Below are 25088 nucleotides of genomic sequence, written 5' to 3' on the forward strand. Positions count from 1 at the left end.
CCTATAGCCCAGATGTTGGACAGAAGTCGAGATGATTTGGCCTTAGTAAAGTTGTTTTTTTTAGGGCCTGGTGGGCAAGTTTTCCAAGCTTTGATTCTGTAAAAATCACTCTTTTGAGCTCTTTTGGGCCATCTACTAAATTAATCTCTTCATTCATCAGAATTTGTAATCTCTGCATAAGAATTAACGCGAGATCCTTATGGTATGAATCAAGACTAGGATAGAGCTTTATAAGATTCTGATGAATATATTGCTGAGTTTCTCGATGTGACTCAAAGATATACTGACAGGCCATAAATACTAATTCAAGCTTGGCAATCAATTGTTTTTGGTTTCCCGTCATTTTCTTGGCAAAGACAATTGCAAGTTGAATTTGATGATAGCAGTCTTCTGAATTGTTACTATTAAAGGCAACTTGGGCATGATTGAGATAATTCTTTATAGTAAAAGTTTCTTTTAAGGACTTTGATAATTTCGGCGACTTTTTTGTTATCAATGGCGCTGGTTGAAAAAGATCGCTGTAGTGAATTTGTTTAACTGAAAAATTCTTTGAATCGAAAAGAGAAAGAAAAATATTGTTTGAATCAATCGTAAGTGCCGAAACTGTTGTTGGCCAATGCTTCTTTTTATAAATATCAAGATGATTTTTAAAGGTGTCTTTTGTGTCTGGTAATTTTCCATCGCAAATATTTACTTCTTGGCCATCGATTGCGATGATCTTGTAATTGCCTAGCGAGTCCTTTATGTGAAATTCCCAATGAAAGACTAATTGCTGATTCTTTAAAAACTTTTCAACTTCATGAATATCGTTAAATCCAAGTAAGATAACAAGCGCAAGGAAACTAGCACTCATTCCATGGTAATTAATTTTAAGAGCATCTCTTTGAACTAATTGAACACTTAGGCCTGACTCGTTGACGCCACCATATGTTGCAAAAGGAGACATGAGATTTTGAATAACAATGGCCTCAAGGTTTTCCGGCGATTTGAAGTGAACAAATCTAAGCTTGTCACTAAAGGTCTCTTGAATTGGGCTATTAATTAATTCAATTGGAGAGTTACTTTCAAGGTGATGATCTTTAATTCCTTCAAAGATTGCACTTGGATTATTTAGGTACTCATGCATGAAGCTCAAGTAAAGAGCGTCTTTGGCACTTATACTAAGCCCTCTGGCATAGCTATTGATTAGCTTATTATACGAATTTTTATAGAACTCTTGAGAGTCTTCCTTTTCTTTAAGAAAGCTACTTTGATAAGCAAATACCTGACTGAAGAGTTTGTGAATTGCGCCTTTTAAGATATTTGGACCAAAGTATGAACTTTCTTTCAAGTTGCTCCAGGCAAGATTTACGTCTTCCTTATCTAATGCGGCCAATTGATAAATTGATTCCTCTAAGTTGTCGAAGAGTTCTATGTATAACGGAGAATTTTCTTTAAATGGAGCGCTCATGTCTAATATTTTAAGTTCACTTGTTAATCCTAGCAATCAAACTTTTATTGCCGTATGTGTTGCCTTATCGGGCCTAAGAGTTGCCATTGAATTAACTCGATTTTCTCCAGCTAATTGGCCTATTTCAAAACAATTTTCTAAAAATTTTGGTGAAGACTTCACACAAAGATTTCACAAAGTTGGTCTCTATATTTGTATTGGACAAATTATTCTTTGGGCGCCTGAGCTTCTATTTGCTTCTTAGAATCTTCTTTGAGAAGGTTTCCGTCATATAACTCAATCTTTCCATGATAAGAATTAAATGGAGCACGAATATTAAGTTGTGACTCATTACCTTTCTTTCTAATGTAGATCTTAACTTCTTTATCAAGTCCGTGATGTTTGACGTTATCTTTGATTTGAAAAATCTTATTTAAGAAGAGTCCGTTTTGACGGGCCGTAACCTTAAAGTCTTCTACGCGTTTAAGCTCGTTCCAAAGTTGTCTTGGTTCCACTCGTCCAGACAATAGTTCCGAAAATGTTAAATAGATTAGTGGATCAGATTCAAAGTTATCACCCATTAAAACTACTGAAGATGGAATATCTGTCATATTAACAATATCAAGGAGGTGTCCAAGTTTGTAGATTCCTTGAGTCTTGATATCTTTTGGAGTTAGATCATTTTCTAAGATCGAAAGAATACGACGATAGTCTTTTAAGAAGATTCCTGCCGTAAAAATTTCGTTAGCGTAAAGCCAATCACGAATTGCATCTTCATAAAAGTGCGGAGACGCTGATAGAATAAATGGATGGTATCCCATTTCAATATATGACTTTAAAAGTTTTACAGAATTTTCTAGAGTTGGATAATTTTTCAAAGGACTGGTAAGTGAATCATAGATCTCACTTGGTTTAGAGTACTTTGTTTCAACTAGTGTTTTATCAAAGTCACAAATAATGATCTTGCGATTATCTGTAATCTTTAATGGGATAAATGTACCAAGGTTTAATTCCAGCCCTGGATATTTTGATATCTCGTAGGCTTCTATCTTTGCTAAGCAGTCCTTGCAGTCTTTTGGAAGAGGGATTTTTGCTAGTAGCCCACCATATGAATCTGTTTCTAAGTTCTTTGTGAACAATTCCTTGTTGTTGTGATCAAGGGCCACTACCTTGATTTCGAACTCGTATGCTCTAAGTAATTTATAGGCTTGAATAGGAAAACGGGCTTCAAATTTTTCAAAGTCTTTATTCTTCGAATACAAATTTTCACTCATTGTGAAGTCTGCCTTGATATTAAGGTAGTTATTCGTTTGAATAGCTAAAAAATTTACGGCCTTGGCCCTTTTCAACTTATAATTCCTTGTTAAAATAGACTTTAGTTTATTTTATTCCACAAGAGGTTATATGTATATTGAATTCATTGGAGAGCAACCAGTTTATATTTCCATGGGCATCAAAGTAGTTAGCTCAATTATTCTAGGTGGCTTTATTGGATATGACCGTGAGCAGAAGATGAAGTCTGCGGGGATAAAGACGAATATGTTGATCTGCCTTGGAGCAGCGACATATACTTCCTTAAGTGTTTTAACCATGAGTGAGCATATGGGAACGGTGGCCGACCCCAATCGGATGGCCGCGCAAATTGTAAGTGGGATCGGTTTCTTAGGTGCCGGTGCCATTATCCAAGGCCGTGGTAATGTTGTTGGGATGACAACTGCTGCAACTGTCTGGGTTGTTGCCGCAATTGGGATGACTGTTGGTTTCGGCTACCCTGTTATTGCTGCACTCATCACAATTTCTCTCTTTGCCGTTCTGCGTTTGATTAACCCAGTCTATCGTATGCTTGAATCGGATAAGGCAAAGCAAAATTTCTATATTGAAGTACTCTCAAATGGACGTATTCGTGGCCATGTGAAAGAAATTCTTTATTCTAGAGTTGAGGATATTGAGATCGTAAGCGAAGAGGTTCTTGATGCAGTTTCAGATGAAAGGCTTCTAACTCTTAATGTTCAACTTCACCCTCGTTGGGTTGCCCCAATTAAGCGTGAAATTAAAACACTAATTCGCGTAAACAAGGTTGAATTTCACCAAAGAGATCGCGATATTTTATAAGTATTTATCTTTTTGCAATACGATAGGTAAGAGTCGAAGTTTCAGTGTCATAATTTCGACTTACCTTTGTACCATCAAGAATATCAGGTACATCAAATTGTCTAACTAAACTTTCTGAACGCTTCGACTTGAATGTATTTCCATTCTCTTCGACTCTTTGATCAAATTTTCGATTCTGAGTAACTGTGATACCACGCTCTTGAGCATTGATATGAATGGTTTCTTGCTCATGCTTAGGCACTTCAAGTGAAAAGTAATAAAAGTTTTGATCACTTTTAATACTTGGTTCTAGCTTTGTAATATTATAGAAGCTGTCTTGGCCTTTTTCTTGGATGGTTTCCTTGGCCTTTGTATAGTAGTTTTTAAGGCTGTTGAGCTCTTCATCTATCTTGGCCTTGAGGCGTCCCATAAGACCTTGATGCTCTTTTTGAAGGGCCGCATATTTTTGTTCGAATGCATCTTTTCTACTTTTTACAGTATCTTCATGAAATGCTTTTTGTGTTTTAAGCTCATTTTGTTGGAAGGCACCTGTTTGTGTAAGCTTTTGATAATGATCGCTCTTAAGCTTAGACATCTCGTTTCGTTGCTCTTTTTCAAGACCTTTCACTGTTGTTGAATTTTCTTTGGAGAGCTTTTGAACACGCTCATCAAATTGCTTATTTATTCGTTGAATAAAGCCATCATTTCGAACAGAGATTTCGTTAGCAAGGTTTTTGGCCTTAGCAGTCTCATCAATGATGAATTCTTCATTGTCATATTTTATCTTATTGGCCAGATCATTTACTGTATTAGTTGTATCTTCAAGATCGTCACGGCCTCTTTGGTGAACATACTCTAATTGTTGTTGGTAATTATCTCTGATGGAATCAATATTTGCATCACTCTGAAGTTTTGCAAAGCTTTCTTGCTTTGCAAATTGCTGACCTGTTTTCTCAAGACTTTCTTTGATATCATTGAGCCTGGCCTCTTTGTTATTGAGTGATTCGATGATAGCGACTTGATTCTGATCACGAACTGAGTCGAGTTTTTCTTCTCCAATAATTCTTTGGTCATTTGCCATTTGATTATAGTTTTTACGGATTGACTCAATTTCTTGTTTCTTATCTTTTATGAGACGATCACGCTCATTTTTAAGCTTTAGATTCTGCTTCGTAAATTGGTTGCTATCTTCAATTCTCATAGAGCTGCATCAACTCCTTGCTGTATCGCTTCAGGGTTGTCTTGTGGGGTTGTCGTGTCCATGAGTTTTGCTAGGGGAGCATCACAAATTGGATCTCCTCCAGTATGTCCTTTACACATCCAAGTGTTAAGAAGATTTACACGAATTGAACGGTTACCACCGTGATACTTCACATAAGAGTTTGGGTCTAATGTCGAGGTAATAACAACACTTGCTGGCCCTCTTGGGTTTAGGCGAGAAGAAACCATATACTGATAGACACGGTACTCAGCGCTAGCGCTTAGTGTGATTGCAACAGTTGCAACGAAGAATAATGTTTTACTGAAGCTGCGGATTAGCATCAAGAATCTTTCCTTCGACCATTTCAACTAGGGCACGGGCCACGATGTATTGATCAATTTCATCAAAAGTTGAAAATAACACACGTTGTTTTTCAAGATTGTTATGAGATGAGATTTTTTTAAGTAGAGACTTTGCTTTTAGACGTTGTGCTTTAGTCATACGAACTTCTTCAAAATTACTTCCCATAGCAATGTCTTCAAATAATGGGAAATATCCATTTGCACCAAAATCGATTAACCTTTTAATTGAATCATAACGTTTTAAAAATCCTAACTCGATCAACTCATTCCTCCTGAAATTCTCTAGAGATATTTTATAAATTTTAGGGCCCTTTTGGCAGTCGGAATACATTTCCATTGATGCTATACGTATTTTCGGCCTAATTTATGAACGCGTATCAGCAAGTCGTTGTTATTGTAGGCTTAGTTGAGTGTTACGGTAGGATATGCTCGCATTGAAATTAAGAAAATATAAAGATACAATTAAGTAGACGCTAAGAAGGCGTTAGTTTTTTTATGAACAAGGAATGTTTTTGATGAATATCTTAACAGCTGCAACCCTGACTATTTTATTTAACTTTTCTGCACTTGCTTTGGTGGACTATTCTCCAAAGTCATCTGGCACCAACTCATATAATCCTGTTTCTACGAGATCTAGTGCACCTGCTAGAAGTGAAAGGGCAGTCTCTCGCCCTCAAGCTCCAAGCTCTAGCTCTGATCTTTGGGCCTTTCTTCCTGATTATTATGATTTTTCGTTAGGATACGCTGCTCATAAGTCTTTTTTCACTGACGAGAATATTAATTTTGTTAACTTCAATCTAAAGATGGGATTTGCTCATGGGATTTTTCTCGATCTGGCAGCAAGTGGTGCACAATCTCTTGAGACTGCTGAGTTTGAGCAGGCCAATTCTGGAGTGAAGCTGGGGTTTAACTGGCTCGAGGTTGGCAATGACTATAATAAACTTATAATTGACTCATATCTCGGGATGCGATTTAAAGGAAAGAGCGAATACGCAACTCAAAGAAATGATCGCATGCTAGGTGTTACTACTGAAAAGCGTTTTGGTGCGACGGCCCTTGGTGTCGATTACGAAAGAATATTCGCTGACACTCTTGATACTGACGAAGAGATGGCCATTGGCGATATTTCTCATATTAAAGCAAACCTAGGAATTATGGTTTCACATGAGATTCAATTTCTTCTTACGTATGGTGAAGTAAAGGTTGCTGCTAGTGATTTCTTTACTGCTAATTCTTTGCGTTCTGATTTAAAATACTCATACTTAATGCCACAAATGTTTCTACGTATGTCACGTTCCGTTCGTTTAAATATGGGGGCAGGATTTCAGGTTACTCGTCCTGATTCTTCTGTGTTAAATGAAACAGCAAAGCTTTGGGATCTGCCTGTTTTATACGGGAATACGCTATTTGCAGGCCTTAATTTATCAATTTAAAAATAGGATACGTCATTGTTAATTTCAGATAATATTTATTATTGTAAAAATTGTAAAAAAGTTGTTCCTTCAATTGAAGACTTACTCTTTGTTGAAGATGGATCCAATCTAAGCTTTTGTAGTGAAGCCTGTATTGAAAAATTCTATTCTCCACTAATTGACTACTTTACAGGAAAGATTGAAAAGAAGAGAAAAGATCTTAATATTGTGGATGAGGCCGCTCTAGAGGCCTTGGAAAATCCAAATTTTGTTGACCGCGTTCTACATAAGCCTGATGAGATTTGGCGTTTAGAAAATGACCTAAAGGAAGAAATCTTTACTTTCATTTCCAAAGTAAATCATAACGGCGAAGATATTCATTTGATGGCCCTGTGTTTTGTTTTTAATCACACACCTTCTTTTGTCTTGGCCCTTACGGCAACTTCTAATGACTACTTTGTTCAAGACTTTCAGGTAGGTGAGGAAGTTGAATCCCTTGAAGACTATCATCGTGAAATTGAAGATAATTCTATTTTAGAGCCTGAAGACTTTGAGCTTATTGAACTTAAAAAATCTAAGCTTCTTGCAGAAATGATGATTCATAGAAAGGAGTTTGATATTCCTTTTGAAGATTTCTCTCTTTATATGGATTACTTGCGTCCTACGATAGAGACGTATGATGAGCTTTATGAATTTAAGGATGAAGATGGTGATGAGGCCTTTGCTTATTTTAAGGCATTTGAAAAAAGTGGTGTTAGTTTTTTCTATATCGCTCTTTGTACTCGAATCGAAAAAGGAGAGCAGAGTTTAATTGTGCCAATTATCTCTTTTCCAACAATTGATGGTGATCTGTCTAATTCATATAAGTCAGGCAAGCTCATTGATGGAAATAAGCTTGCCCATTAATAACTGGTACTTTTAAATGGTGTTAACTTCGTACTGAATGTATTTGAAGTTGTAATAACTTATAAAGATATTTATATGTCTCTGAAGCATTTTAGGTGACTTTGTTGAACACCATGTTTTTCTGACTAATCGGTTAATAGAGTCCCTAAACATTGCACAGGTATGATTTAAAATAAAAAGTGGGTCGTATCCTTTTCTCTTTAATTCCCCCTGTCCAGCTACACATGAGCGACCACCTTCATATGCTTTGTAGGTACAGGATGAAAGATATTTTGAAACGAACTTTGGATAAGACTTATGCATGTCTGATTTTATAATAGCGTCTTTATCAATAGTCTTAGAAATGCTCTCAAATAATTTGGTAAGTCCAACTTCGTGATAGCTCTTTCTGTACCCATACTTTCTTCGTGATTTCTTAGCGAGGTGGCCAAAAGCCGGTATCTGTGAGACTTGTGCTCCAAGGATCAGTCGAGTGTCCTTATCAACTGCAATAGAAATCGAAAGTGGTTTCATTTTCGTATGCTCAATTGTTATCATGTCATCAAATTGCATATGAGTGACTTTTTTCTTTTCTAGATAAGCTAAGAGCTTACGATGTTGTCCTAAAGCTCGTTTCTCTAAAACGATCATTCTTCTTGCAACAGTTTTTCGATCCATTTTTAATACTTTTGCAATTCGTCTCATTGATACTTTTGCGCAAAGTAGATGTTCAATCATTGAACTATCACGTCTTCTTCTTAGTCGATAATGATCATTTGATGTCGCTTTGGAAAATCGTTTACCACACCCTTTGCAACGAAACCTTTGAATGCGTTTAGAGTCGTCAACTCTAAAGTAGCTTCCATCTTTAATGATATTCTCAAAACTCTTACATGTTTTATTTGGGCAGATAACTTTCATAGGGAAAGTTATGCAAGTTGATTCTCAGATTAATCTATTTAAGTTATTGGAAATTAAGGGAGTTTGAAATGGCGTATCTAATTATTTACTAAAAAGATAACACCATTTCTCTGGACCAGTTTTAAAATGACTTGTAGAAATACTGACCTAGTGACTTAAAGGCATCACAGTAAGAGCGGTCATTATAAAGATCAACATTAATAGAACACATAAAGTAAGCATCATAAGAGATTAGCTCACGGTTAAATGGAGAAGGGAATTCATAAGTCTTCTCCTTCATGACCATCACACCATTGATTCTAAAGTTTTGATAGCGTCCATAATCACGGTTTTTAGTTAAGTTAAACAGAGAGATCGTCCCTGAGCTATCAATATACTTACATTGAGCAGATCCTAGATAAATTGAATTTCCAGATGCTTCAGAAGTAGGGATGACACAAATTCGAGAATTTGGATCCGGGTTTTTAAGTTGTACATAAATTTGAGTTTCGTTTGTACGAGACTGACAAACAGTATTTGGCCCTAAGTGCGAATTTGAAGTATTTGCAAAACCTGTATGGCCGTCTAATGACCAGCTACAGTGAGCAATCGCACTAGGAATATTTGCATTTGAGCCATTAGAAGTTGAACTTCCCGAGTCATCAATGTCGATAACTGAGCCACCACCTGTGCCTAGGTTAGAGTTAGGGCCTGCACTATTCGTATCATAAATAGAACGGGTCTCTCTTGGAGCGACACATGAGGTAAGGGCCATAATTGCTGTGATAAAAATTAGTCTTTTCATTCAATTCTCCGAATTTACCACCTAACTTATCGGTAATTTTGAAAAAATATTAATTTTTTCATGTAGTTTAATGGTCAGTTAACCGATAAATATCATAATGAAGAAGTTAATCTTCCTAACAACCATTCTTGTTCTCGTAATATCAAGTGCTTATCTTGTTATTACGATGCCATATCGATTTTATTATACCTTCCAAGATGAAGGGATTCAATCGGACTACTTTATTGCCACTAATCGATATGAGGTGCTTTACAAGGGGCTTTCACCATATGAAAAATCTCGTGGTGTGACTCCATTTTGGAAGAGTATTCATTTTCAAAATTTTCAATTTGATATTCCATTTGATGATGTAAGCTTTAAGGTCTTTCCAAGGCCAAATATTTCAAAGATACAGGCGCAACCTTATTTTGATATTGTCGATTATAAGAATAGGCGCGTTCTAAGTGTGAATGATTTTGAGATTGAAAAATTTAATGTCGCAATACCGATGGACCCAATTTTCAACCTTCCTGTTGTGACTCAATTTATCAAGGCCTCATCAAATCAAGAAGTTTGGTTAGATGTTCTAAATCTTAATATAAAGGTTAAAAAGCTAAGTCTTTATAGCTACAAAGATATTAAGTATCTTCTTTCAAATTACTCACTTTCAAAATTAGGCTACTTTCTCTATATCTATAAGATGCGTGAGCAGTTGTTTGATAAGGATGCAAGCCGAATTGTACAAAATGGGCCCTTTCATATTATGCAATTTTTTGATGAGGCCAAAAATATTGGAGTTCTAAAGAATTACTTTTATGAGAAGGGACGTATTTATCGTGCGACGATACGTTATAATAAGAATAATCCTGACCATAACGTTGTTCTTAATAAGCTCGTGAAAAATTTTAAGTTAAATCTCTCTCGTGATGAGGAGAGTTCGCTTGCTATGTATAATGAATTTAGAAAGCTTAAGTACGAAAAGAGGTTTGAGTATAAGGGGATGGCCTTACTTTATAGCGCATGGTCTCATGAGCTTGAAAATGAAGCTTTCTATCGTGAAATGATCTATTACCTTGAAAAAGGAAATTATAAAACAGCACAGCTATTTAGTCTTTATGATTTTGCTAAGAGAAAATTTGGTAAAACATTTTCAGGCCGTGATGAAGTTTTAAAAGATGATCTTAAGGCAAAGATTGAAATAGAGACGAAGAAAGAGAGAAAGAAGCAAGAAAGAGATCTTGCTGACTATCAAATATCTGGAGAAGTTGACTTTAAAGACGACGACGCCAAGCTAGATTACATTCTGAAAAATATCGAAGTAAAAGAAGAAAAAGACGATTTAAGCGAATACTAGGAGATTAAGTCTTCAAAACTATCTGGGTGGTGAAAGTTTGGAGAAGTATCTGGGTGCTTATTTGAATAGTAGTATGTTTTATCTCCTTCGGCCGTTAAGACACATGTAGGAGATACACGCAGATTTGAAAGGTCTTCAAAATTATGGCCAAGTTTCTTTAGCTCAAAACGACAATTAAGAGTGAAGAGTTCGTCTTCAGATTTAATGGTGATATTTTCAATTTTAATATCTGTGTATTCTGTTAGTTCTGATCGATAAGAATTAAAGATGAAACAATTCCAGCTTGAATCACTTCCAAAGTTAAATTCAAAATACTCACCATCAGTTTTATTAAGAATAAAGAATTCAAAACATGTCTGGGTCCAAAGTCCAATAACTCGATTTAATTTGCCATTGTCGCGTTGTATATAAATAGGAGAGAGATCCCCTTTTAGACAAAAGTGAAAATTGACATGGCCGTCAATGACCTTGATCTCAGCACTGGCTTCGAGGTCAAGGTCATTTTCAGCAAATGGTATTAAGTTGAAGTATTTTGAAATCATATGTAATTTTCTTAGTTACCTTTACTCATGATATTTGTTAAGAAATCAACTGGTAGTGGGAAGAATGTCGTCGACTTTCCATCTCCACTTGAAATCTCCTTCATTGTATCAAGATAACGAAGTGTAATTGCATTAGGTGACTCATTAAGTACCTTTGCAGCTTCTGCAAGCTTCAGGGCCGCGTCGAATTCACCTTGTGCCGAAATAACCTTTGCACGCTTATCTCTTTCTGCTTCCGCTTGTTTTGCCATCGCTCTTTGCATCTCGATAGGTAGGTCAATGGCCTTAACTTCAACCGTTGAAACCTTAATTCCCCATGGCTCAGTGTGCTCATCAAGAATTGCCTGTAGTCTTGCGTTGATCTGTTCACGCATTGATAGAATTTCATCAAGTTCGAATTGACCAATTACAGAACGTAGAGTTGTTTGAGCAATTTGACCAGTTGCTAGTAGATAGTTCTCTACTGCAATAACAGACTTTTCTGGGTCTTCGACTCTAAAGTAGACAACACCATTTACTTTAAGAGTTACGTTGTCTTTTGAGATAATATCTTGTGAAGGAATATCCATCGTTACTGTTCTAAGATCTGCTTTTTGCATTTTTTCTAATCCTGGAATAAGAAGAATTAGACCTGGCCCTCTTACTGAAGTGAAGCGACCTAGAAAGAAGATAACACCACGTTCGTATTCTTTAAGAACCTTAACAGTGTTGAACAATAAAATTAATAGTAGAATTATAAATGGTAAGTAAGGCGCGAAATTTATCATATATCCTCCGTTGAATTGACAAAAACTTTACATTTAACTGACTCTAAAAAAAGCTGAGAGTTTAATATTAATTTAAGAAAACTAAGGGGAGATTTTTAATAAACTCTCTCTCTTCCTTGTCAAAAATCAATCGTCCCTCAACGTCCCCTTAGTTTTTTCTTTCTTTATTTCAATTATTTAAGCCATAAAAATTTCTTAATCTCTCTTCTTACCCAGTCGATATCGCTCTTCGTTGGCAGATCATTCTGACACATAGAAAAGATTAAACTCATTAATTGGCGAAAAGATTTTCTTTGACTCATTTTATACCTCTATAGTTTTACTTGTAGTTTTAAGTTGTCTTTTTTGATGACCTCTACCTTATCACCAACTTTAAGCTTTGACATATCGCCAGTGGCCGTAAGTTGCCATAATTCTCCATTGTAGCGGGAGAAGACTTTGTCACCATCAATATCTGTAATTGTGATCTGAATACCTGTGTAAGGATCATCTGGTTCAGAAAATATTCTCTTTCTGGACTTATAAAAAACATAAGCAATTAGGCCAATAAAGGCGAGAATTGCACCGATACTAGAGAAGAGAACAGTTGAAGAAATTTGTAGGTATGACTCTTCTGTTTGAAATAGAAACATGGAGCCAAAGATTAAGCTGGCTATGCCTGCGAGGGTTAAAAGGCCAAAACTTGTAATATATATTTCTAAAATAAAGAGAATAAAGGCCGCAATGATAAGGAGAAATGCGCCAGTATTTAGTGAGAGAACATTAAAAGATATCCCCGCTATTAAGATGGCCACTGCTCCAATACTTCCAGCGATAAATCCACCTGGTGCCTGAAACTCAACATAGATAAGGGCCGCACCTATGAGAAAAAGAATATAGGCCATATCTGGAGACGCAAAAAAACTTAAAAGCTTTTGTCCCAGCGTTTTTTCAAATGTTGTAAGGACATAGTTATTGGCAATCTTTACTTTAAATGGCCTGTGGTGAGAATAGAATACCTTATTATTAATAGTGCTGACTAAGCCGCCTTTACCTTGAATTGTATCAACAATTCCATTATGGACATTTTCTTTTAAGGCCTCTGTCTCAGTATAGCTCTTTGCCTCAGTAATCATTTTTGTGAAAACTTTTTCATTCTTACCTGTCGCTGAAGCTTGAGATTTTACGAGGGCAACAAGATCGTTAACAATCTTATTTTTCATATCGCCTTCTTTTATATCTGAAGTCCCTGAGATTGGCGTGGCCGCACCGATGCGTGTTCCATCTGCCATGTAGAGTACTGGGATACTACTTGCGATGATGGCCCCGGCACTGGTGGCCGATGCTGAGCTTGGCCCAACCCAACCAATGACGAGATTCTCACTATTAGCAATTAAGTGCATAATCTCTTTTGTGACGCTAACTAGGCCACCAGGCGTGTTTATCTTAATTAAGATAGCTGTTTGGTCTTGGCCTTCAATGCTTTTAAATGCCTTTTGAAGGTAATTTAAAGTGGCCGGTGTAATGGCCTCTTCAATATTAACTGCAACGATTGAGTTGATATTTATCTCTTTAGATTCTTTTGAGCTATCTTCTGCAACTGCGCTGAATGACGCTAAAAATAGGGTAAAGAGTGCTACAAAACTTGTAATGATACGCTTCTTCATATATGTTGACCTGCTTATTAAAGGAGATTTCATGTCATCAAATAATATTACTTATAAAGTAATTATCGCTCATTTTTTCAATCCTATAAATGATAAAAAATGTGAATTTTTAGAAGATTATGCAATTGTTGCAAAGCGCACAACAAAAGGTGATTATAAAATCATCGATCGTATGCCTAAAGCACAGCTCTCAGCTTACTTATCACGTAAGAAGAATGTTGAGATTATTGATAAGAGTGGCCAATACGTAATTCCTGGCCTTTATGATACACACTTTCACTGGGTACAAGACGCCGTTTGCGAAATGCCAAAGGCAAATCTACTTCATTGGCTAGAAAATTACACTTGGCCATATGAAGCTAATTTCAAAAAACTTGCTTTTGCACGCAAAAAAGCAAAAGAATTCACGAATAAAATTGCAAATAACGGAACAATTGGGGGAGCTTGCTATGGCTCAATTCACTCTCATTCTGTTTCTGAAGCACTTAAGAATTTTAAAGGTGATTATGTACTTGGTAACGTGCAGATGACGATGAATTCGCCAGAGTATCTTACAATGGGCGTGGAAGAAACAATTGCGCAAACTGAAGCGTTAGCAAAACAGTATAAGGATAAGTATGCAGTTACTCCTCGCTTTGCCATTACAACAGATCCTGTGACAATGGCCGCTGGTGCAAAGACTGCAAAGAAACATCGCTCATTTATTCAAACCCATTTAAGTGAAACTGAGAATGAAATTGATTTCGTACTTAGTATCTATAAGGATATTAAAGGGTTTGAAAAAGTTAAAACATACACAGAGATCTATGACAAAGTTGGACTTTTAACTCCTAAAACAATTATGGGCCATGGGATTTATCTTTCACCAAAAGAATTAAAACTCTTAAGTGAAAAACAAACAATGATTGCTCACTGTCCGACAAGTAATGCTCCAATCAAAGAGCTGGGTCTCGGTTCGGGGCTTTTTGATTATAAAAGGGCCAATCGTTTCAAGGTTCACTGGGCACTCGCTAGTGATATTGGAGGAGGTCCATTCCTTTCTATGCTTGATGTAATTAATTCATTTGTTATGCAAAACCACAAAAGAGGTCATCGCGATACTTCTTATACCCAAGGTTTATATCGAGCTTCGCTTGCTGGTGCGACTTCGATGAAATTAGAACAGGAGAGTGGTAATTTTGAGGTAGGAAAAAAGCTACATTTTGTCGGCCTTGGTAGCAAAAAGATGAGTGCAAGTCTTACGACGGAAGAAAAACTTAAGAAATTAATTAAGAGGCCTAACAAAGACAGGGCCTTATACACAGATTTAATTGAAGCGACGTATTATAACGGTAATGTAATTTCAGGTAGATAGTTAAGCTAAATCGAACATATTGAACAATATCTGCTATCGACAATAAATTTACGCAAATATAGTAAAAAGTTTTCTTACAAATCTGTTAATATGTTTACAAAAATATTTTATTGCTTTAGAATATATTAAGATACGAATCGTAAGTGCTTGAATATAATACTTAGGAGAAATACATGAGAAGTTTTAGTCACATCGCGAAGCTAATTAAAGAAAAGAGAACAGCACATCCAAAAGGATACTCTCAATCAGAATTATCACACCTTCTTGGTTATAAGAATGGTCAGTTTATCTCTAACGTTGAACGTGCTCTTTGTAACATCCCACTAAAGATGCTACGTAGAGTTTGTGAAATCTTAGACATCAATGAAGCGGAATTAAAAGACGCTATCATTAAGGATCACGAAGAGACTTTAGATAATTATCTAAAGGATGGATCAGGTGTTGTTGGTGCAACAACTGGTGCAGAAGCTGCGGCAACAACTTCGAATTTTGTTTACTAATCTGATTACCTTTTCGAAGGTTGTTAGTTAGAAAATATTGATAAAAAGAAAGGGAGCGAAAGCTCCCTTTTGTTATTGATAAACTTTAATCTCTTTATTTAATTAAACCCCTTTATAGGCCTTGTAATCTTCCAGAGAACCAACTGACTCTTCAGTATCTTCCGTATAGTCGGCCTCAATCTGTGTTTGGAGGTAATGAGGATCTTCGATTTCTTCTTCACTTACTTCTGGTTCAACTTCACCAACTGGTAGTTCATGATTAGTTGAATAAGTTAAATCCATCTTTAATGATTCAAACTTTTCTTCAAAAACTTTTAAGTCTTCTTCTTTTAATCGACTCTTAAAAGCTAGAAATGTTTTCTGAGTTTCAATATAGTTTCGCTCTAGCTTATCTCTTTGTTTTTCACCAACACGATCAAAGTTATCAAAGTACTTGCGTCTGGCCATGATATGCTGCTCAAGTAAATTGAAGTATTTTACAATGATAAAGTCCTCTCCACTTAAATGTTGTGGGTTTGGACGACGATTCTTATTTGGTCCACGGCGTCTACGATTGCGATTAGAAGACTTACCTTGAACCTTTTTATTTGGTTTAGATTGATTTGACTGCGGGCCTTTTCCACTAGGTTTATTGCTAGCTTGAGTTGCCTGTTGCCCTTGTCCCTTTGGGTTACCACTTGCATTTGCTGGGCGTTTACGACGTCTGCGGTTATTTGAACGACTTTTATTGCCACGGCCTTGTGGTTTGTCTGAAGACGACGATGATGATGAATTAGAGGCGTTCTTGTTGCCTTGCTCCATTTGTAATCCCTTATTGATAATTCATAATTACGTTTAAATTTAATTATAGCCCCTAATATTGCTAAGTAAAGCTACAACTTGTCTAACACCTATGTTAAAATTGGCCAATTTCAATAGAACAACTCTCTAATTTTTTCAAAAGGGGAAATTACATGACTAAAAGAGTTAAGGTTGCAGTTACAGGTGCAGCAGGACAAATTGGTTACGCGATTCTTTTTAGAATTGCTTCAGGTCAAATGTTTGGACCAGATACAGAAGTTGAACTACAACTTCTTGAACTACCTCAGGCACTTGGTGCACTTGAGGGTGTAAAAATGGAATTAGATGACTGTGCTTTTCCATTGTTAAAAAATATTGTTTGCACAGACAAGATGGAAGTAGCATTTAAAGATGCAAACTGGATTCTTGCAATTGGTGCTGTTCCAAGAAAAGATGGAATGGAAAGAGCTGACCTTCTTAAGGTTAACGGTGGAATTTTTGGTCCACTTGGTAAAGCAATGGCCGCTCACTCTGCACCAGATTCAAAACTATTCGTAGTTGGTAACCCATGTAATACAAATTGTTATATCGCAATGGAAGCTTCAGGGCTTGATAAGTCACGTTTCTTCGCAATGACAACTCTTGATGAGAAGAGAGCTAAGACTCAACTTGCTCAGAAAGCAGGAGTTGATGTAACTGAAGTTACTAATATGACAATCTGGGGTAACCACTCAGCAACTCAATACCCTGACTTCTACAATGCAAAGATCGGTGGAAAGTCTGCTGCAGAAGTTATCTCTGATGAAGAATACTTACAAGGTGAGTTTATCTCAACTGTTCAAAAAAGAGGTGCAGCAATTATTAAGGCACGTGGTGCTTCTTCTGCTGCTTCAGCTGCAAACGCATGTGTTGCAGGTGTATACGCTCTAACTCATGACACACCGGCCGGTGAGACATTCTCTATGTGTCTTGCTTCAAAAGGTGAGTATGGAGTGGACGAAGGTCTTATCTTCTCATTCCCATGTCGTGTTGAAAACGGTGAGCTAAAGGTTGTTGAAGGTCAAGAGCACAATGCTTTTGGACAAGAGAAGTTTAATACAACTCTTGAAGAACTTCGCACTGAAAGAAATACTGTAAAAGAACTAGGTCTAGTATAGGTGCCATGCTCCTTTGGTTTCGCACGCGCAAATCAAAGGAGCACACCCTATATTCTAATTCCCAATTTAAATTTCGTTAAAATTTGAATGATGATAAGCGGTGATAGGGACGCGTAGGCCACAATTTTCCAACTTTCTAGTTCAATAAGCTTTAAGCTGAGAATACTTCTAAGGCCTGGAATATAAATCGTCGCAACCAAGAGTAAAGTACACAGGCATATTGCTCCCCATATATGAATATTCTTAGTGATCTCATTTACAAATATATTTGAATTCTCAAGTCGCATATTAAAAACATGGAAAACTTGGCCAAAGGCAAGGCTTAAGAAAGAAACAGTTAATGCTTCTTGATCATCACTTGTTGTCTTGAGTGTATAGAGGAAGCCAGAAAGTACGCAACTTGTAAGAATAATACCGTATAGAGATATCAGCGCCCATTTTCTCTTTGTGATAATTTGTTCGTCACGGGGACGGGGAGATGACTTTAAATAGCTAGGGCCTCCTTCTCCCATTCCTAGTGCTAATGCCGGGAATACGTCTGTGACGAGATTTAAAAATAATATTTGTAATGGTAAAAGGGGCAGTGGCATATTCATCAGTGAGGCAATTGAAACAATAAGAATTTCACTAATATTACAAGAAAGAAGATAGACCACGAAGCGCTGAATATTGCTGTAGATAATTCGTCCCTGTTTGATGGCCAAGATAATAGTGTTGAAGCGATCATCTTGTAGCACCATATCTGCTGCTTCTTTTGCAATTTGAGTTCCTCTTAGGCCCATGGCCACACCTATATCTGCATTCTTCAATGCTGGAGCATCGTTGACCCCGTCTCCTGTCATGGCAACGACAGCGTTCTTTGATTGAAAGTGTTTAATTAATTCAAGTTTTTGAACGGGACTTACACGACTAAAGACCTGGGTCTTGTCGATTTTTTCAATGAGCTCTTCACTCCAGTCTTGCTTTGGTCCTAAGTTTTTTCCATTTATAGCGTAGCAATTATCAGATTCAATAAGACCGATGTCTTTGGCGATCTTTAGGGCCGTGCCTTCTTGGTCTCCAGTGACCATAATTGTTTTAATGCCGGCTTCATTTGATTTTATGATTGCTTCTTTCACATCCGATCGAGGAGGATCAAGAAGGGCAACGAGTCCTAAAAAAGTAAGGTTGTTGAAAGGTTCATCATCGACGCGTTTTACCTTTTTCTCGGCCAAGGCGAGGATGCGCAGGCCATCACTTGCTAGTGCATGATTTTCTTTTATCCATTCTCTTTTTAACTCTTCATTAAAGACGTTATCTTCAGTTCGATTTCGAATATATGTGCTATGGCCTATAATGGCCTCTGGTGCTCCTTTTACAGCTACGAGTATTGTCTCCTCGTTCTTTTCTTTAAGCATATGGTAGGTTGCCATCATTAGGGTTGAGCTATCAAAAGGAACTTCTTTTACTTCAGGTTTCTGTTCAAGAAGCTTCGCTCTGACAAGTCCGAACTCTTCACCAATACTTAGTAAAGCAATTTCCATCGGATCACCAATATTATGACTCTTCTTTTCTTGAGTCAGTTCTGAGTTGTTACAAAGAATTCCTATCTCAAGAAGTCTTCTTAGTTCTGTCTCTTCTTTTGCCTCTATATTATTCATGTGAAAAATAGAGTTCAGGCTTTTATAAAGCTGAACCTTCATTTTGTTTTCAGTGAGGGTTCCTGTCTTATCTGTGAAGATTATTGAAGTTGCTCCAAGAGTTTCAACAGCTGCTAGTTTATTGATGAGCGCATTGTTATCGGCCATGCGCCACATTCCCTTGGCCAGAGCAAGGGTGGCCACAATAGGGAGACCTTCCGGAATAGTTGCAATAGCTAATGCAATGGCCGTCTCTAACATTAGCATAGGTGCTTTGCCGGCCATAATTCCTGAGACTGCTATGAGAGCGGCAATTGCTAAGGAGAACCAAACAATTTGTCCAGCAAGCTTGTTTAGTCGTTCTTCCAGAGGAGTTGTTTCATCCTTACTAGCTGCTCCTATTTGCACCTCTTTGGCAATTTCACCAACTTCAGTGTCCATGCCAGTTGCAATGACGATTCCTTTTCCTGAACCTCTTGTCATTGATGTTCCTTTAAAAAGAATATTACTTCGTTCTGCTAAGATGGTGTCTTCTTCTAATGCTTCACTGATTTTATCGACTGGAGCTGATTCACCAGTCAAAATTGATTCATTAACGTTTATATTATTGGCCTGAGCAATTCTAAGGTCGGCCCCTAAGATATCTCCGGCTTCAAAGATGACAATATCACCAGGAACCAGCTCTTTTGTATTTAGATGAAATATTTGTCCTTGGCGAATAACTCCACATTTTGTGACACCTATTTTTTTGAGCGCCTCCATGGATCTTACGGCCTTAAGTTCTGTGAAATAACCTAGGGCAGTATTAACAACTAGGACTGCAATAACTGTAAAGCCTTCAACAATATGGCCTATGGAAAATGAAATGCCGGCCGCTATAAGCAGCAAGACAACAATGATACTCTTTAGTTGCCTTATAAGAATCGTAATTTTAGATGTTCTTGGCCTTACTGAAAGTTCATTAAGGCCATAGATATTTTGTCTTTTTATGACTTCTTCTTGAGTCAGCCCGCTGTTAAGATCTGTATCAAGCTTATCAGAGACATCTTTTACACTACATTTTGAATAGAATAGGCCGTTGTACTTTTCCATATACTCGCCCTTCTTGAGTTTACTTTATAAGTTCAAGAATCTCTCTTTGTTCGTCAATACTTAAAGGCTTAACAGTGTCGGCCTTCTTTCTTTTGATACCACTTTTTGCGATAACCTTATCGAGGTGGTGAATGCGATCAACTACATTCTTTGTCATTTTAAAGAGCCAATCAGGTAACTCTTCTTTTATTGTTTCACTATCAATTTCCATTAGTGTTACTTTAGTTTTGGCCATGACATAGGCTGCGCGATGAGTGCCGGCGAAGAAAGCCATTTCACCAATCATCTCACCTGGCCCAACTGTAGCAACAGGGCTGACTTTATTACCGTCTACAACAAATACGAGAAGTTCTCCCTCTTCAACAAGGTAGATTGTATCAGACTGATCTCCCTGTTTAATGATGATTGCATTTTCGTTATGAACAATTCTCATATGGCCTCTTATTTTAGTTGGGTAATTTGCTTGAGCTTAATAACTAGCTCACTGACAAGTTTAGGATAATAGATAGATTGTGGAACTTTATTAGAAATAAATAAAGGGTTTCTTGTATAATTTTGCTTAAGAACTTCGTTAAAATTTACTATATCAACATTTTGATGAGTAGAGATTTTTTCAAGCTGCTTAACGAAGAGTGGGTGCGAAGACTTAACCTCACATGCAAAGGCCACTTTTTGTAAGGCCTGATCATAGGCCTTTGTTATCTCACCCTGTTTTTCAAAAAATTCTTGTTTTAATTGATGAAATTTCGTGTTGGCCAAAATATTCTTTTCAAGAGACTGAACAAGTACATGGGCCTCTTTAGTTTTAGATTCTGAAAGAAGTGTGTCGAGTTTTTTCAGGGCCTCTTCAAACTCTGGGCCGTTGGTATCTTCACAAACTCTAAGATCATTTATCTCCATATTGATTGGTGGAATAACTGTAAGGATATTAACTCCTTGGGCCTTTAGGGTACGAAAGAATTTTTCGAGACGAATCTCATAAAGAAGAAGTTCCTTTTCTAAGATACTTCTAAAGCGCTCAGGTGTTAATTTATCGAATTGAATTGGTTCAATTTCTGAAGTTAACTGCTTAAGGTCTTCATTTAAGAAAATTAAACGTGACAGGTTTGGATGAAGTTTAATCAAACTTTGGATATAAAGATTTTTAAAGAATTTAAAATTCTGATTATTAAGTTTAATGGCCTCTTTCTTCTTTGGGTAAATATCTTCTTGTAGCTCTGAGTAGCCAGTGGCCAGAATAAGAATCTTAGGTACTTTCTTTAATGCCGCTACTCTTTGAATAGTGCGATAAAGGGACTCGCCCTTAGAAGAAATATTGTAAATAGAAAGTGGTCTGGCCAATTTCTTCGAGAGTTGAGTTGTGATGTCATTGATAAATGGGCCGATTGAAACACCCATTTCATCACCGACAATTAGAACGTCGGCATTTGAGGCAACCTCATCTGGCCCAAAGGTTTCTGGTGCCATGACATATGGTGCTGGTGTCTCTCGTAAAGGAGCCTCGTGATAATGGTAACTTAGAAGTCCCAAAATTGTGATAATGAACGCACAGGCCAAATAAAATATAGTGTTAAATATTTTTTTCATAAAAACTAATCAAGATTTCCCTATGACTTTATTATATACGTAATTTCTGGTACATAGAAGACCTTATGAAAGATGCAAAAAACACCAGATGGGTACCTGAGCTTTTAGCTCCGGCAGGTAGCCTAGAAAAATTGAAAGTGGCCATTAGTTACGGTGCCAATGCCGTATATCTTGGTGGTCAAAAATATGGACTTCGCCAAGCGGCAGACAATTTCACTATTGATGAAATACGTGAAGGAGTTGAGTTTGCTCATGAGCGAGGTGCTCTCGTCTATGTCGTCTTAAATTCATTCTTTCACGATAAGGATTTTGATGGCCTCTTAGACTTTATTAAAGAGCTTGATGATGTTGGCATTGATGCTGTTATTGTTTCAGATCCAGGTGTGATCAATTATATTGCCGAGAATACAGGTTTAGAAATACATCTCTCAACTCAGGCAAGTTGTCTTAATGTTGAAAGTGCAAAGCTTTGGAAGAAGTTAGGTGTAACTCGTATTGTTCTTGGAAGAGAAGTTGCCATTGCTGATGCTAAGAAAATCAAAGAGGAAGCAGGTGTCGAAATCGAGATGTTTGTTCATGGTTCAATGTGTATGGCCTACTCTGGAAATTGTGTAATTTCCAACTATACGCAAGGACGTGACTCTAATCGCGGTGGGTGTGCTCACAGTTGTCGTTTTGAATATAAAATTGATGACGGCAAGAAGGAGCTAAATAGCTACTTTATGAGCTCTAAGGATCTTGAAGGCATTAGGCTTCTTCAAGACTTTATTGACGCTGGAATTGATTCTTTAAAAGTTGAGGGGCGTATGAAGTCTCCGATGTATGCTGGAACAATTTCGATGGTCTACTCTCAGGCCTTGGCCTATTATAAAGAACATGGAAACTTTCTAAGCGATGATCTCCTTAAGTGGGAAGAAGAGCTTACAAAAGTTACTCACCGTGCTTACACTCAGGCATCTCTTGTTGAGGAAGCCGATGAGACTTCGATATATAATGATCGTGAGCATGAAGATAAGACTTATCGTGCGATTGGAAAGGTCGCGCAAGTTGTGGACAATGAGTTCATCGTTGTCGATGTAAGAAGTGCATTTGAATTAGGAGAGTCTCTTGAGATTATGCCTTTTACTAATACTCATGTGAATGTAAAGATTGATCATATCTCTAATCTTGCAGGAGAGAACTTCGAACGCACCCGCCCTGGTGCACTTTTTAAGATTCCTTATGTTGCAGGTGTCGAGGTGAATAATCTTGTGCGTGCAAAGGTTGTAAGTTAATGAAAACGACAACTTACTTAAATAGTCTTAATGATCTTCCTGGTATAATTGCTAATAAATCTTCAGTGAGTGAAGTTATCTTAGCGACACGCTTATTTTCTCAAATTGGAAAATTGTCAGTTGATGATATGGCCCAGGCAATTTCGTCTTTAAAATCGGAAGGGATCGCATTCTCTTTAGAGTGGGATATTCTTATGACAGAGACTCGCTTTGGGATGTATAAGCAGCAATTCTTAAAATATGCTGACTTAGGTTTTAAAAGTATCCGCTTAAGAGATCCTGGTGCAGTTAATTTTTGCCTAAATGAATTCCCAAATCTAAAGATTGATCTTCTTTTAGATACTGGTGGACACCATAATCTTAATTCGATCAAGGTTTGGAAGAAACTTGTAGGTGATCGTCTAAGAAAGATTGTTCTTTCAATTGAACTCTCAAGTAGTGTGATTAAAGATTTTTGCCAAGAGATACACTCATGGGGTGTTGAAACTGAACTACTTGTCTTTGGGCGTATCTTACTTTTCTATACACCAAGAAACCTTGTCTCTCCATTGTACTCAGATGAAAGTTTAGAAGATAATTATCTTGAAGTTAGCGGCTCAAGTGAAGAGTCTCCTCATAAAGGCTTTCCGATTGTTGAAAATCAGCACGGAACATTTATGTTTAATACAAAAGACCAATTTCTTTTAGAGTATATCGACGAATTAAAAGAGTGTGGTGTTAATGATTTAAGAGTTGATACTCGTCATCTCGAAAATAACAACCTGCTAAGTGATGTTGTCGCACTGATAAATGCCTTCGACAAAACAAAGGCCAAAGAAGTAAAAGATCAATTCGGTAATTCAACAACACGTGGGTTCTTTCACGTAAATAAATCTGATGTTCTATTTAAGAAGCTTAAGAACAAGCGTACCCAACGCCAAGATGAAGGCTTCTTAGGTGAAGTTGTCGATGTTGTGAAAAAATCTCATATGGCCATTCTTATTAAGGGAATGCGCGCAGAAGAATTTGCTCTTAAAGTAGGAGATGAACTTCGATTAAATACACCAGATGGTAAAGTGAAAACAACGAAAGTTCATAAAATTACACATACTAACGGTAGCGAGACAGACTCTGCAAAGACAGGTGAATTAGTGCTGATTCCACATGTTAGTGGTGTTAGTGTTAAGACTATGGCCTACAAGAATTAGTTGTAGCTGACTTTTACAAATTGTACCCAGATTCCACCGTTGTTGATTCGCTGTGATCTCTTGATCTTATACTTCTTATCGATGATAAAGGTTTCTGGCATCACAGCATATGCACTTGTGGCCCCGAGCTCTTGCGACTTTGCAAAGAAGTCATTTACAAATTCATGAATATTTTTCTGCGTTTTAATTCTTTTTCCATATGGAAGATTACAGGCAATAACTAAGTTATTTACGGAAGTTTGTACCATTTTAAAAAAGTCACCTTGGGCAACTTCTAGATCATATCCTATAAGGTTTTCTTTGATGGCCCTAATATTGTCTTGATTAATATCATTTGCCAAGGCCTTGCGTTTTATTTCATCTTTTGTAATATTTAGCTTCTGCGCAGGAAGCTTTCTAAAAAGAGGGAAGTTTTCAAAATTATAATTTCGCTTAGAGTTTATTTGATCTTGTAATAGGTACTCACTGACAATCGTTCCCGAGCCGGCCATTGGGTCAAGCAGAGTGTAGTCTTTCTCTTCATTGCTATTAATGAATCGAATAAGAGCTGCTCCAAGTGACTCGCGCATAGGGGCCTTTGCCGTAAAAATCTTATGTCCTCTTTTATCAAGCCTCTCTCCCGAACAATCGATAGAGACCTGACACATATCTTCTTCAAAGCGAATAAAGATAATTGGTGCGTGACTCCATGTTAATTCATTATACTTTGCCTTAAAGGGTTGTGCCTTTTGATAATCGAAAATAGCATCCTTTGCGGCCTTGATGATTTTTCGATCATCAAATAAGCGTGAATTATGAGAGCTTACTTTAAATTCAAAGTCGGCCGTTGGGATATAATCATTCCAATTTATCTTTGATAGCTTTTTGTATAGCTTTGGAAGGTCTCTAGCCTTAAATTCTTCAACTCTTAGAAGTGCCCTTGTTGGGATCTTTAAAAACTTTATCAGTGTCAAAAGTGAGAAAAGGTCTTTAGACTTAAGAAGTAGTCCCTTTTCATTATCAGACTCTATTTCTATTGATGTGAAGAATTCGTAACGAATTAGCTCTTTTAGCTCATCTTTGGCGAACTCCTCGAGGCCTGGAGTTACAGAGAGAAATAATTCATAAATTTTTGAAGTTTTTTGCATATTATTTGTATACACGATCTTGAGTTTATAACCAATTG

26 protein-coding genes are annotated in these 25088 nt (G+C 37.0%); 10 read left to right on the top strand and 16 right to left on the bottom strand.

Features of this window, described 5'->3' with window-relative positions; all coding sequences use genetic code 11:
- Window position 1: 1 nt before the first annotated feature.
- On the bottom strand, window positions 2-1450 hold the full coding sequence (locus ACRXC1_RS07105) for a hypothetical protein (RefSeq protein ID WP_433657615.1): 1449 nt from the start codon (window positions 1448-1450) through the stop codon (window positions 2-4).
- On the opposite strand from ACRXC1_RS07105, the gene ACRXC1_RS07110 reads away from it, so the two are divergent.
- On the top strand, window positions 1449-1694 hold the full coding sequence (locus tag ACRXC1_RS07110; RefSeq protein WP_103217354.1) for a hypothetical protein: 246 nt from the start codon (window positions 1449-1451) through the stop codon (window positions 1692-1694). The genes ACRXC1_RS07105 and ACRXC1_RS07110 overlap by 2 nt on opposite strands.
- On the opposite strand, the gene ACRXC1_RS07115 is transcribed toward ACRXC1_RS07110, so the two are convergent.
- Entirely contained in the window at window positions 1657-2778 is a 1122-nt protein-coding gene (locus ACRXC1_RS07115) for a phosphatase domain-containing protein (protein ID WP_433657617.1), read from the bottom strand. The genes ACRXC1_RS07110 and ACRXC1_RS07115 overlap by 38 nt on opposite strands.
- Window positions 2779-2833: 55 nt before the next feature.
- Here ACRXC1_RS07115 and ACRXC1_RS07120 point away from each other — a divergent pair, with 55 nt between their 5' ends.
- The gene (locus ACRXC1_RS07120; RefSeq protein ID WP_392860894.1) at window positions 2834-3541 is read left to right on the top strand and encodes an MgtC/SapB family protein; all 708 of its coding nucleotides are present in this window, start codon (window positions 2834-2836) and stop codon (window positions 3539-3541) included.
- Window positions 3542-3545: 4 nt separating this feature from the next.
- Here ACRXC1_RS07120 and ACRXC1_RS07125 read toward each other — a convergent pair whose 3' ends face one another.
- The 3 genes from ACRXC1_RS07125 to ACRXC1_RS07135 are packed head-to-tail and all read right to left on the bottom strand — an operon-like array spanning window position 3546 to window position 5345.
- Window positions 3546-4721: an Hsp20 family protein gene (locus tag ACRXC1_RS07125; RefSeq protein ID WP_433657619.1), complete on the bottom strand. Its 1176-nt coding sequence runs from the start codon at window positions 4719-4721 to the stop codon at window positions 3546-3548.
- On the bottom strand, window positions 4718-5062 hold the full coding sequence (locus tag ACRXC1_RS07130) for a hypothetical protein (RefSeq protein ID WP_433657621.1): 345 nt from the start codon (window positions 5060-5062) through the stop codon (window positions 4718-4720). The genes ACRXC1_RS07125 and ACRXC1_RS07130 overlap by 4 nt, the downstream gene beginning before the upstream one ends.
- Window positions 5040-5345: a hypothetical protein gene (locus ACRXC1_RS07135; RefSeq protein ID WP_392860890.1), complete on the bottom strand. Its 306-nt coding sequence runs from the start codon at window positions 5343-5345 to the stop codon at window positions 5040-5042. The genes ACRXC1_RS07130 and ACRXC1_RS07135 overlap by 23 nt, the downstream gene beginning before the upstream one ends.
- Window positions 5346-5598: 253 nt before the next feature.
- Between ACRXC1_RS07135 and ACRXC1_RS07140 the strand changes: the two genes are divergently transcribed.
- Together ACRXC1_RS07140 and ACRXC1_RS07145 are read left to right on the top strand one after the other, a co-directional pair.
- Window positions 5599-6516 (top strand): hypothetical protein, encoded by a 918-nt coding sequence (locus ACRXC1_RS07140; protein WP_433657623.1) that lies wholly within the window; start codon window positions 5599-5601, stop codon window positions 6514-6516.
- A 15-nt stretch (window positions 6517-6531) separates the two neighbouring features.
- Window positions 6532-7401 (top strand): hypothetical protein, encoded by an 870-nt coding sequence (locus ACRXC1_RS07145; RefSeq protein ID WP_392908140.1) that lies wholly within the window; start codon window positions 6532-6534, stop codon window positions 7399-7401.
- Between the two features lie 12 nt (window positions 7402-7413).
- On the opposite strand, the gene ACRXC1_RS07150 is transcribed toward ACRXC1_RS07145, so the two are convergent.
- The gene (locus ACRXC1_RS07150; protein WP_433657625.1) at window positions 7414-8301 is read right to left on the bottom strand and encodes a hypothetical protein; all 888 of its coding nucleotides are present in this window, start codon (window positions 8299-8301) and stop codon (window positions 7414-7416) included.
- Window positions 8302-8422: 121 nt separating this feature from the next.
- Window positions 8423-9085 carry a hypothetical protein gene (locus ACRXC1_RS07155; protein ID WP_433657627.1) on the bottom strand — a complete coding sequence of 221 codons (663 nt, stop codon included), beginning with the start codon at window positions 9083-9085 and terminating at the stop codon, window positions 8423-8425.
- A gap of 97 nt (window positions 9086-9182) precedes the next feature.
- Between ACRXC1_RS07155 and ACRXC1_RS07160 the strand changes: the two genes are divergently transcribed.
- Window positions 9183-10418: a hypothetical protein gene (locus ACRXC1_RS07160; protein WP_433657629.1), complete on the top strand. Its 1236-nt coding sequence runs from the start codon at window positions 9183-9185 to the stop codon at window positions 10416-10418.
- Here the strand turns inward: ACRXC1_RS07160 and ACRXC1_RS07165 are convergent.
- The 4 genes from ACRXC1_RS07165 to ACRXC1_RS07180 form a co-directional block, all read right to left on the bottom strand.
- On the bottom strand, window positions 10415-10960 hold the full coding sequence (locus ACRXC1_RS07165) for a hypothetical protein (protein ID WP_433657631.1): 546 nt from the start codon (window positions 10958-10960) through the stop codon (window positions 10415-10417). The two genes, ACRXC1_RS07160 and ACRXC1_RS07165, sit on opposite strands and share 4 nt — an antisense overlap.
- Window positions 10961-10971: 11 nt before the next feature.
- Window positions 10972-11727, bottom strand: coding sequence for a slipin family protein (locus tag ACRXC1_RS07170; protein ID WP_392908152.1), 756 nt, complete (start codon window positions 11725-11727; stop codon window positions 10972-10974).
- Window positions 11728-11900: 173 nt separating this feature from the next.
- Complete coding sequence (locus ACRXC1_RS07175; RefSeq protein WP_433657633.1) at window positions 11901-12029, bottom strand: hypothetical protein; 129 nt, start codon at window positions 12027-12029, stop codon at window positions 11901-11903.
- Window positions 12030-12038: 9 nt separating this feature from the next.
- On the bottom strand, window positions 12039-13373 hold the full coding sequence (locus ACRXC1_RS07180) for an NfeD family protein (RefSeq protein WP_433657634.1): 1335 nt from the start codon (window positions 13371-13373) through the stop codon (window positions 12039-12041).
- Between the two features lie 31 nt (window positions 13374-13404).
- On the opposite strand from ACRXC1_RS07180, the gene ACRXC1_RS07185 reads away from it, so the two are divergent.
- Together ACRXC1_RS07185 and ACRXC1_RS07190 are read left to right on the top strand one after the other, a co-directional pair.
- Window positions 13405-14727, top strand: a complete 1323-nt coding sequence (locus tag ACRXC1_RS07185; protein ID WP_433657635.1) for an amidohydrolase family protein — start codon at window positions 13405-13407, stop codon at window positions 14725-14727.
- A gap of 173 nt (window positions 14728-14900) precedes the next feature.
- Window positions 14901-15227 carry a helix-turn-helix domain-containing protein gene (locus ACRXC1_RS07190; RefSeq protein ID WP_392908158.1) on the top strand — a complete coding sequence of 109 codons (327 nt, stop codon included), beginning with the start codon at window positions 14901-14903 and terminating at the stop codon, window positions 15225-15227.
- Between the two features lie 102 nt (window positions 15228-15329).
- On the opposite strand, the gene ACRXC1_RS07195 is transcribed toward ACRXC1_RS07190, so the two are convergent.
- Window positions 15330-16028: a hypothetical protein gene (locus tag ACRXC1_RS07195; protein ID WP_433657637.1), complete on the bottom strand. Its 699-nt coding sequence runs from the start codon at window positions 16026-16028 to the stop codon at window positions 15330-15332.
- 152 nt (window positions 16029-16180) lie between these two features.
- Between ACRXC1_RS07195 and ACRXC1_RS07200 the strand changes: the two genes are divergently transcribed.
- Window positions 16181-17164 (top strand): malate dehydrogenase, encoded by a 984-nt coding sequence (locus ACRXC1_RS07200; RefSeq protein WP_392908163.1) that lies wholly within the window; start codon window positions 16181-16183, stop codon window positions 17162-17164.
- A 47-nt stretch (window positions 17165-17211) separates the two neighbouring features.
- Here the strand turns inward: ACRXC1_RS07200 and ACRXC1_RS07205 are convergent, their stop codons facing one another.
- From ACRXC1_RS07205 to ACRXC1_RS07215, 3 genes are read right to left on the bottom strand one after another with little or no spacing between them, the layout of a single operon-like run.
- Window positions 17212-19875 carry a cation-translocating P-type ATPase gene (locus ACRXC1_RS07205; protein WP_433657639.1) on the bottom strand — a complete coding sequence of 888 codons (2664 nt, stop codon included), beginning with the start codon at window positions 19873-19875 and terminating at the stop codon, window positions 17212-17214.
- A gap of 19 nt (window positions 19876-19894) precedes the next feature.
- Window positions 19895-20308: a cyclic nucleotide-binding domain-containing protein gene (locus tag ACRXC1_RS07210; RefSeq protein ID WP_433657641.1), complete on the bottom strand. Its 414-nt coding sequence runs from the start codon at window positions 20306-20308 to the stop codon at window positions 19895-19897.
- An 8-nt stretch (window positions 20309-20316) separates the two neighbouring features.
- Window positions 20317-21462, bottom strand: a complete 1146-nt coding sequence (locus ACRXC1_RS07215) for a hypothetical protein (protein ID WP_392908170.1) — start codon at window positions 21460-21462, stop codon at window positions 20317-20319.
- A 65-nt stretch (window positions 21463-21527) separates the two neighbouring features.
- Here ACRXC1_RS07215 and ACRXC1_RS07220 point away from each other — a divergent pair, with 65 nt between their 5' ends.
- Both ACRXC1_RS07220 and ACRXC1_RS07225 read left to right on the top strand, forming a co-directional pair.
- On the top strand, window positions 21528-22736 hold the full coding sequence (locus ACRXC1_RS07220) for a peptidase U32 family protein (protein ID WP_433657643.1): 1209 nt from the start codon (window positions 21528-21530) through the stop codon (window positions 22734-22736).
- On the top strand, window positions 22736-23923 hold the full coding sequence (locus ACRXC1_RS07225; protein ID WP_433657645.1) for a U32 family peptidase: 1188 nt from the start codon (window positions 22736-22738) through the stop codon (window positions 23921-23923). The genes ACRXC1_RS07220 and ACRXC1_RS07225 overlap by 1 nt, the downstream gene beginning before the upstream one ends.
- Here the strand turns inward: ACRXC1_RS07225 and ACRXC1_RS07230 are convergent.
- Entirely contained in the window at window positions 23920-25050 is a 1131-nt protein-coding gene (locus ACRXC1_RS07230; protein ID WP_433657647.1) for a THUMP domain-containing protein, read from the bottom strand. The genes ACRXC1_RS07225 and ACRXC1_RS07230 overlap by 4 nt on opposite strands.
- Window positions 25051-25088 lie beyond the last annotated feature (38 nt).

The sequence above is a fragment of the Halobacteriovorax sp. GFR8 genome (assembly GCF_050955245.1).
GTDB lineage: Bacteria > Bdellovibrionota > Bacteriovoracia > Bacteriovoracales > Bacteriovoracaceae > Halobacteriovorax_A.

What these genes read in the sequence shown, in the direction of transcription:
- ACRXC1_RS07110 (WP_103217354.1), top strand. Translation starts at nt 1,449, where the DNA reads ATGTCTAATATTTTAAGTTCACTTGTTAATCCTAGCAATCAAACTTTT.
- ACRXC1_RS07105 (WP_433657615.1), bottom strand. Translation starts at nt 1,450, where the DNA reads ATGAGCGCTCCATTTAAAGAAAATTCTCCGTTATACATAGAACTCTTC.
- ACRXC1_RS07120 (WP_392860894.1), top strand. Translation starts at nt 2,834, where the DNA reads ATGTATATTGAATTCATTGGAGAGCAACCAGTTTATATTTCCATGGGC.
- ACRXC1_RS07125 (WP_433657619.1), bottom strand. Translation starts at nt 4,721, where the DNA reads ATGAGAATTGAAGATAGCAACCAATTTACGAAGCAGAATCTAAAGCTT.
- ACRXC1_RS07130 (WP_433657621.1), bottom strand. Translation starts at nt 5,062, where the DNA reads ATGCTAATCCGCAGCTTCAGTAAAACATTATTCTTCGTTGCAACTGTT.
- ACRXC1_RS07140 (WP_433657623.1), top strand. Translation starts at nt 5,599, where the DNA reads ATGAATATCTTAACAGCTGCAACCCTGACTATTTTATTTAACTTTTCT.
- ACRXC1_RS07150 (WP_433657625.1), bottom strand. Translation starts at nt 8,301, where the DNA reads ATGAAAGTTATCTGCCCAAATAAAACATGTAAGAGTTTTGAGAATATC.
- ACRXC1_RS07155 (WP_433657627.1), bottom strand. Translation starts at nt 9,085, where the DNA reads ATGAAAAGACTAATTTTTATCACAGCAATTATGGCCCTTACCTCATGT.
- ACRXC1_RS07160 (WP_433657629.1), top strand. Translation starts at nt 9,183, where the DNA reads ATGAAGAAGTTAATCTTCCTAACAACCATTCTTGTTCTCGTAATATCA.
- ACRXC1_RS07165 (WP_433657631.1), bottom strand. Translation starts at nt 10,960, where the DNA reads ATGATTTCAAAATACTTCAACTTAATACCATTTGCTGAAAATGACCTT.
- ACRXC1_RS07170 (WP_392908152.1), bottom strand. Translation starts at nt 11,727, where the DNA reads ATGATAAATTTCGCGCCTTACTTACCATTTATAATTCTACTATTAATT.
- ACRXC1_RS07175 (WP_433657633.1), bottom strand. Translation starts at nt 12,029, where the DNA reads ATGAGTCAAAGAAAATCTTTTCGCCAATTAATGAGTTTAATCTTTTCT.
- ACRXC1_RS07180 (WP_433657634.1), bottom strand. Translation starts at nt 13,373, where the DNA reads ATGAAGAAGCGTATCATTACAAGTTTTGTAGCACTCTTTACCCTATTT.
- ACRXC1_RS07185 (WP_433657635.1), top strand. Translation starts at nt 13,405, where the DNA reads ATGTCATCAAATAATATTACTTATAAAGTAATTATCGCTCATTTTTTC.
- ACRXC1_RS07190 (WP_392908158.1), top strand. Translation starts at nt 14,901, where the DNA reads ATGAGAAGTTTTAGTCACATCGCGAAGCTAATTAAAGAAAAGAGAACA.
- ACRXC1_RS07195 (WP_433657637.1), bottom strand. Translation starts at nt 16,028, where the DNA reads ATGGAGCAAGGCAACAAGAACGCCTCTAATTCATCATCATCGTCGTCT.
- ACRXC1_RS07200 (WP_392908163.1), top strand. Translation starts at nt 16,181, where the DNA reads ATGACTAAAAGAGTTAAGGTTGCAGTTACAGGTGCAGCAGGACAAATT.
- ACRXC1_RS07205 (WP_433657639.1), bottom strand. Translation starts at nt 19,875, where the DNA reads ATGGAAAAGTACAACGGCCTATTCTATTCAAAATGTAGTGTAAAAGAT.
- ACRXC1_RS07210 (WP_433657641.1), bottom strand. Translation starts at nt 20,308, where the DNA reads ATGAGAATTGTTCATAACGAAAATGCAATCATCATTAAACAGGGAGAT.
- ACRXC1_RS07215 (WP_392908170.1), bottom strand. Translation starts at nt 21,462, where the DNA reads ATGAAAAAAATATTTAACACTATATTTTATTTGGCCTGTGCGTTCATT.
- ACRXC1_RS07220 (WP_433657643.1), top strand. Translation starts at nt 21,528, where the DNA reads ATGAAAGATGCAAAAAACACCAGATGGGTACCTGAGCTTTTAGCTCCG.
- ACRXC1_RS07225 (WP_433657645.1), top strand. Translation starts at nt 22,736, where the DNA reads ATGAAAACGACAACTTACTTAAATAGTCTTAATGATCTTCCTGGTATA.
- ACRXC1_RS07230 (WP_433657647.1), bottom strand. Translation starts at nt 25,050, where the DNA reads ATGCAAAAAACTTCAAAAATTTATGAATTATTTCTCTCTGTAACTCCA.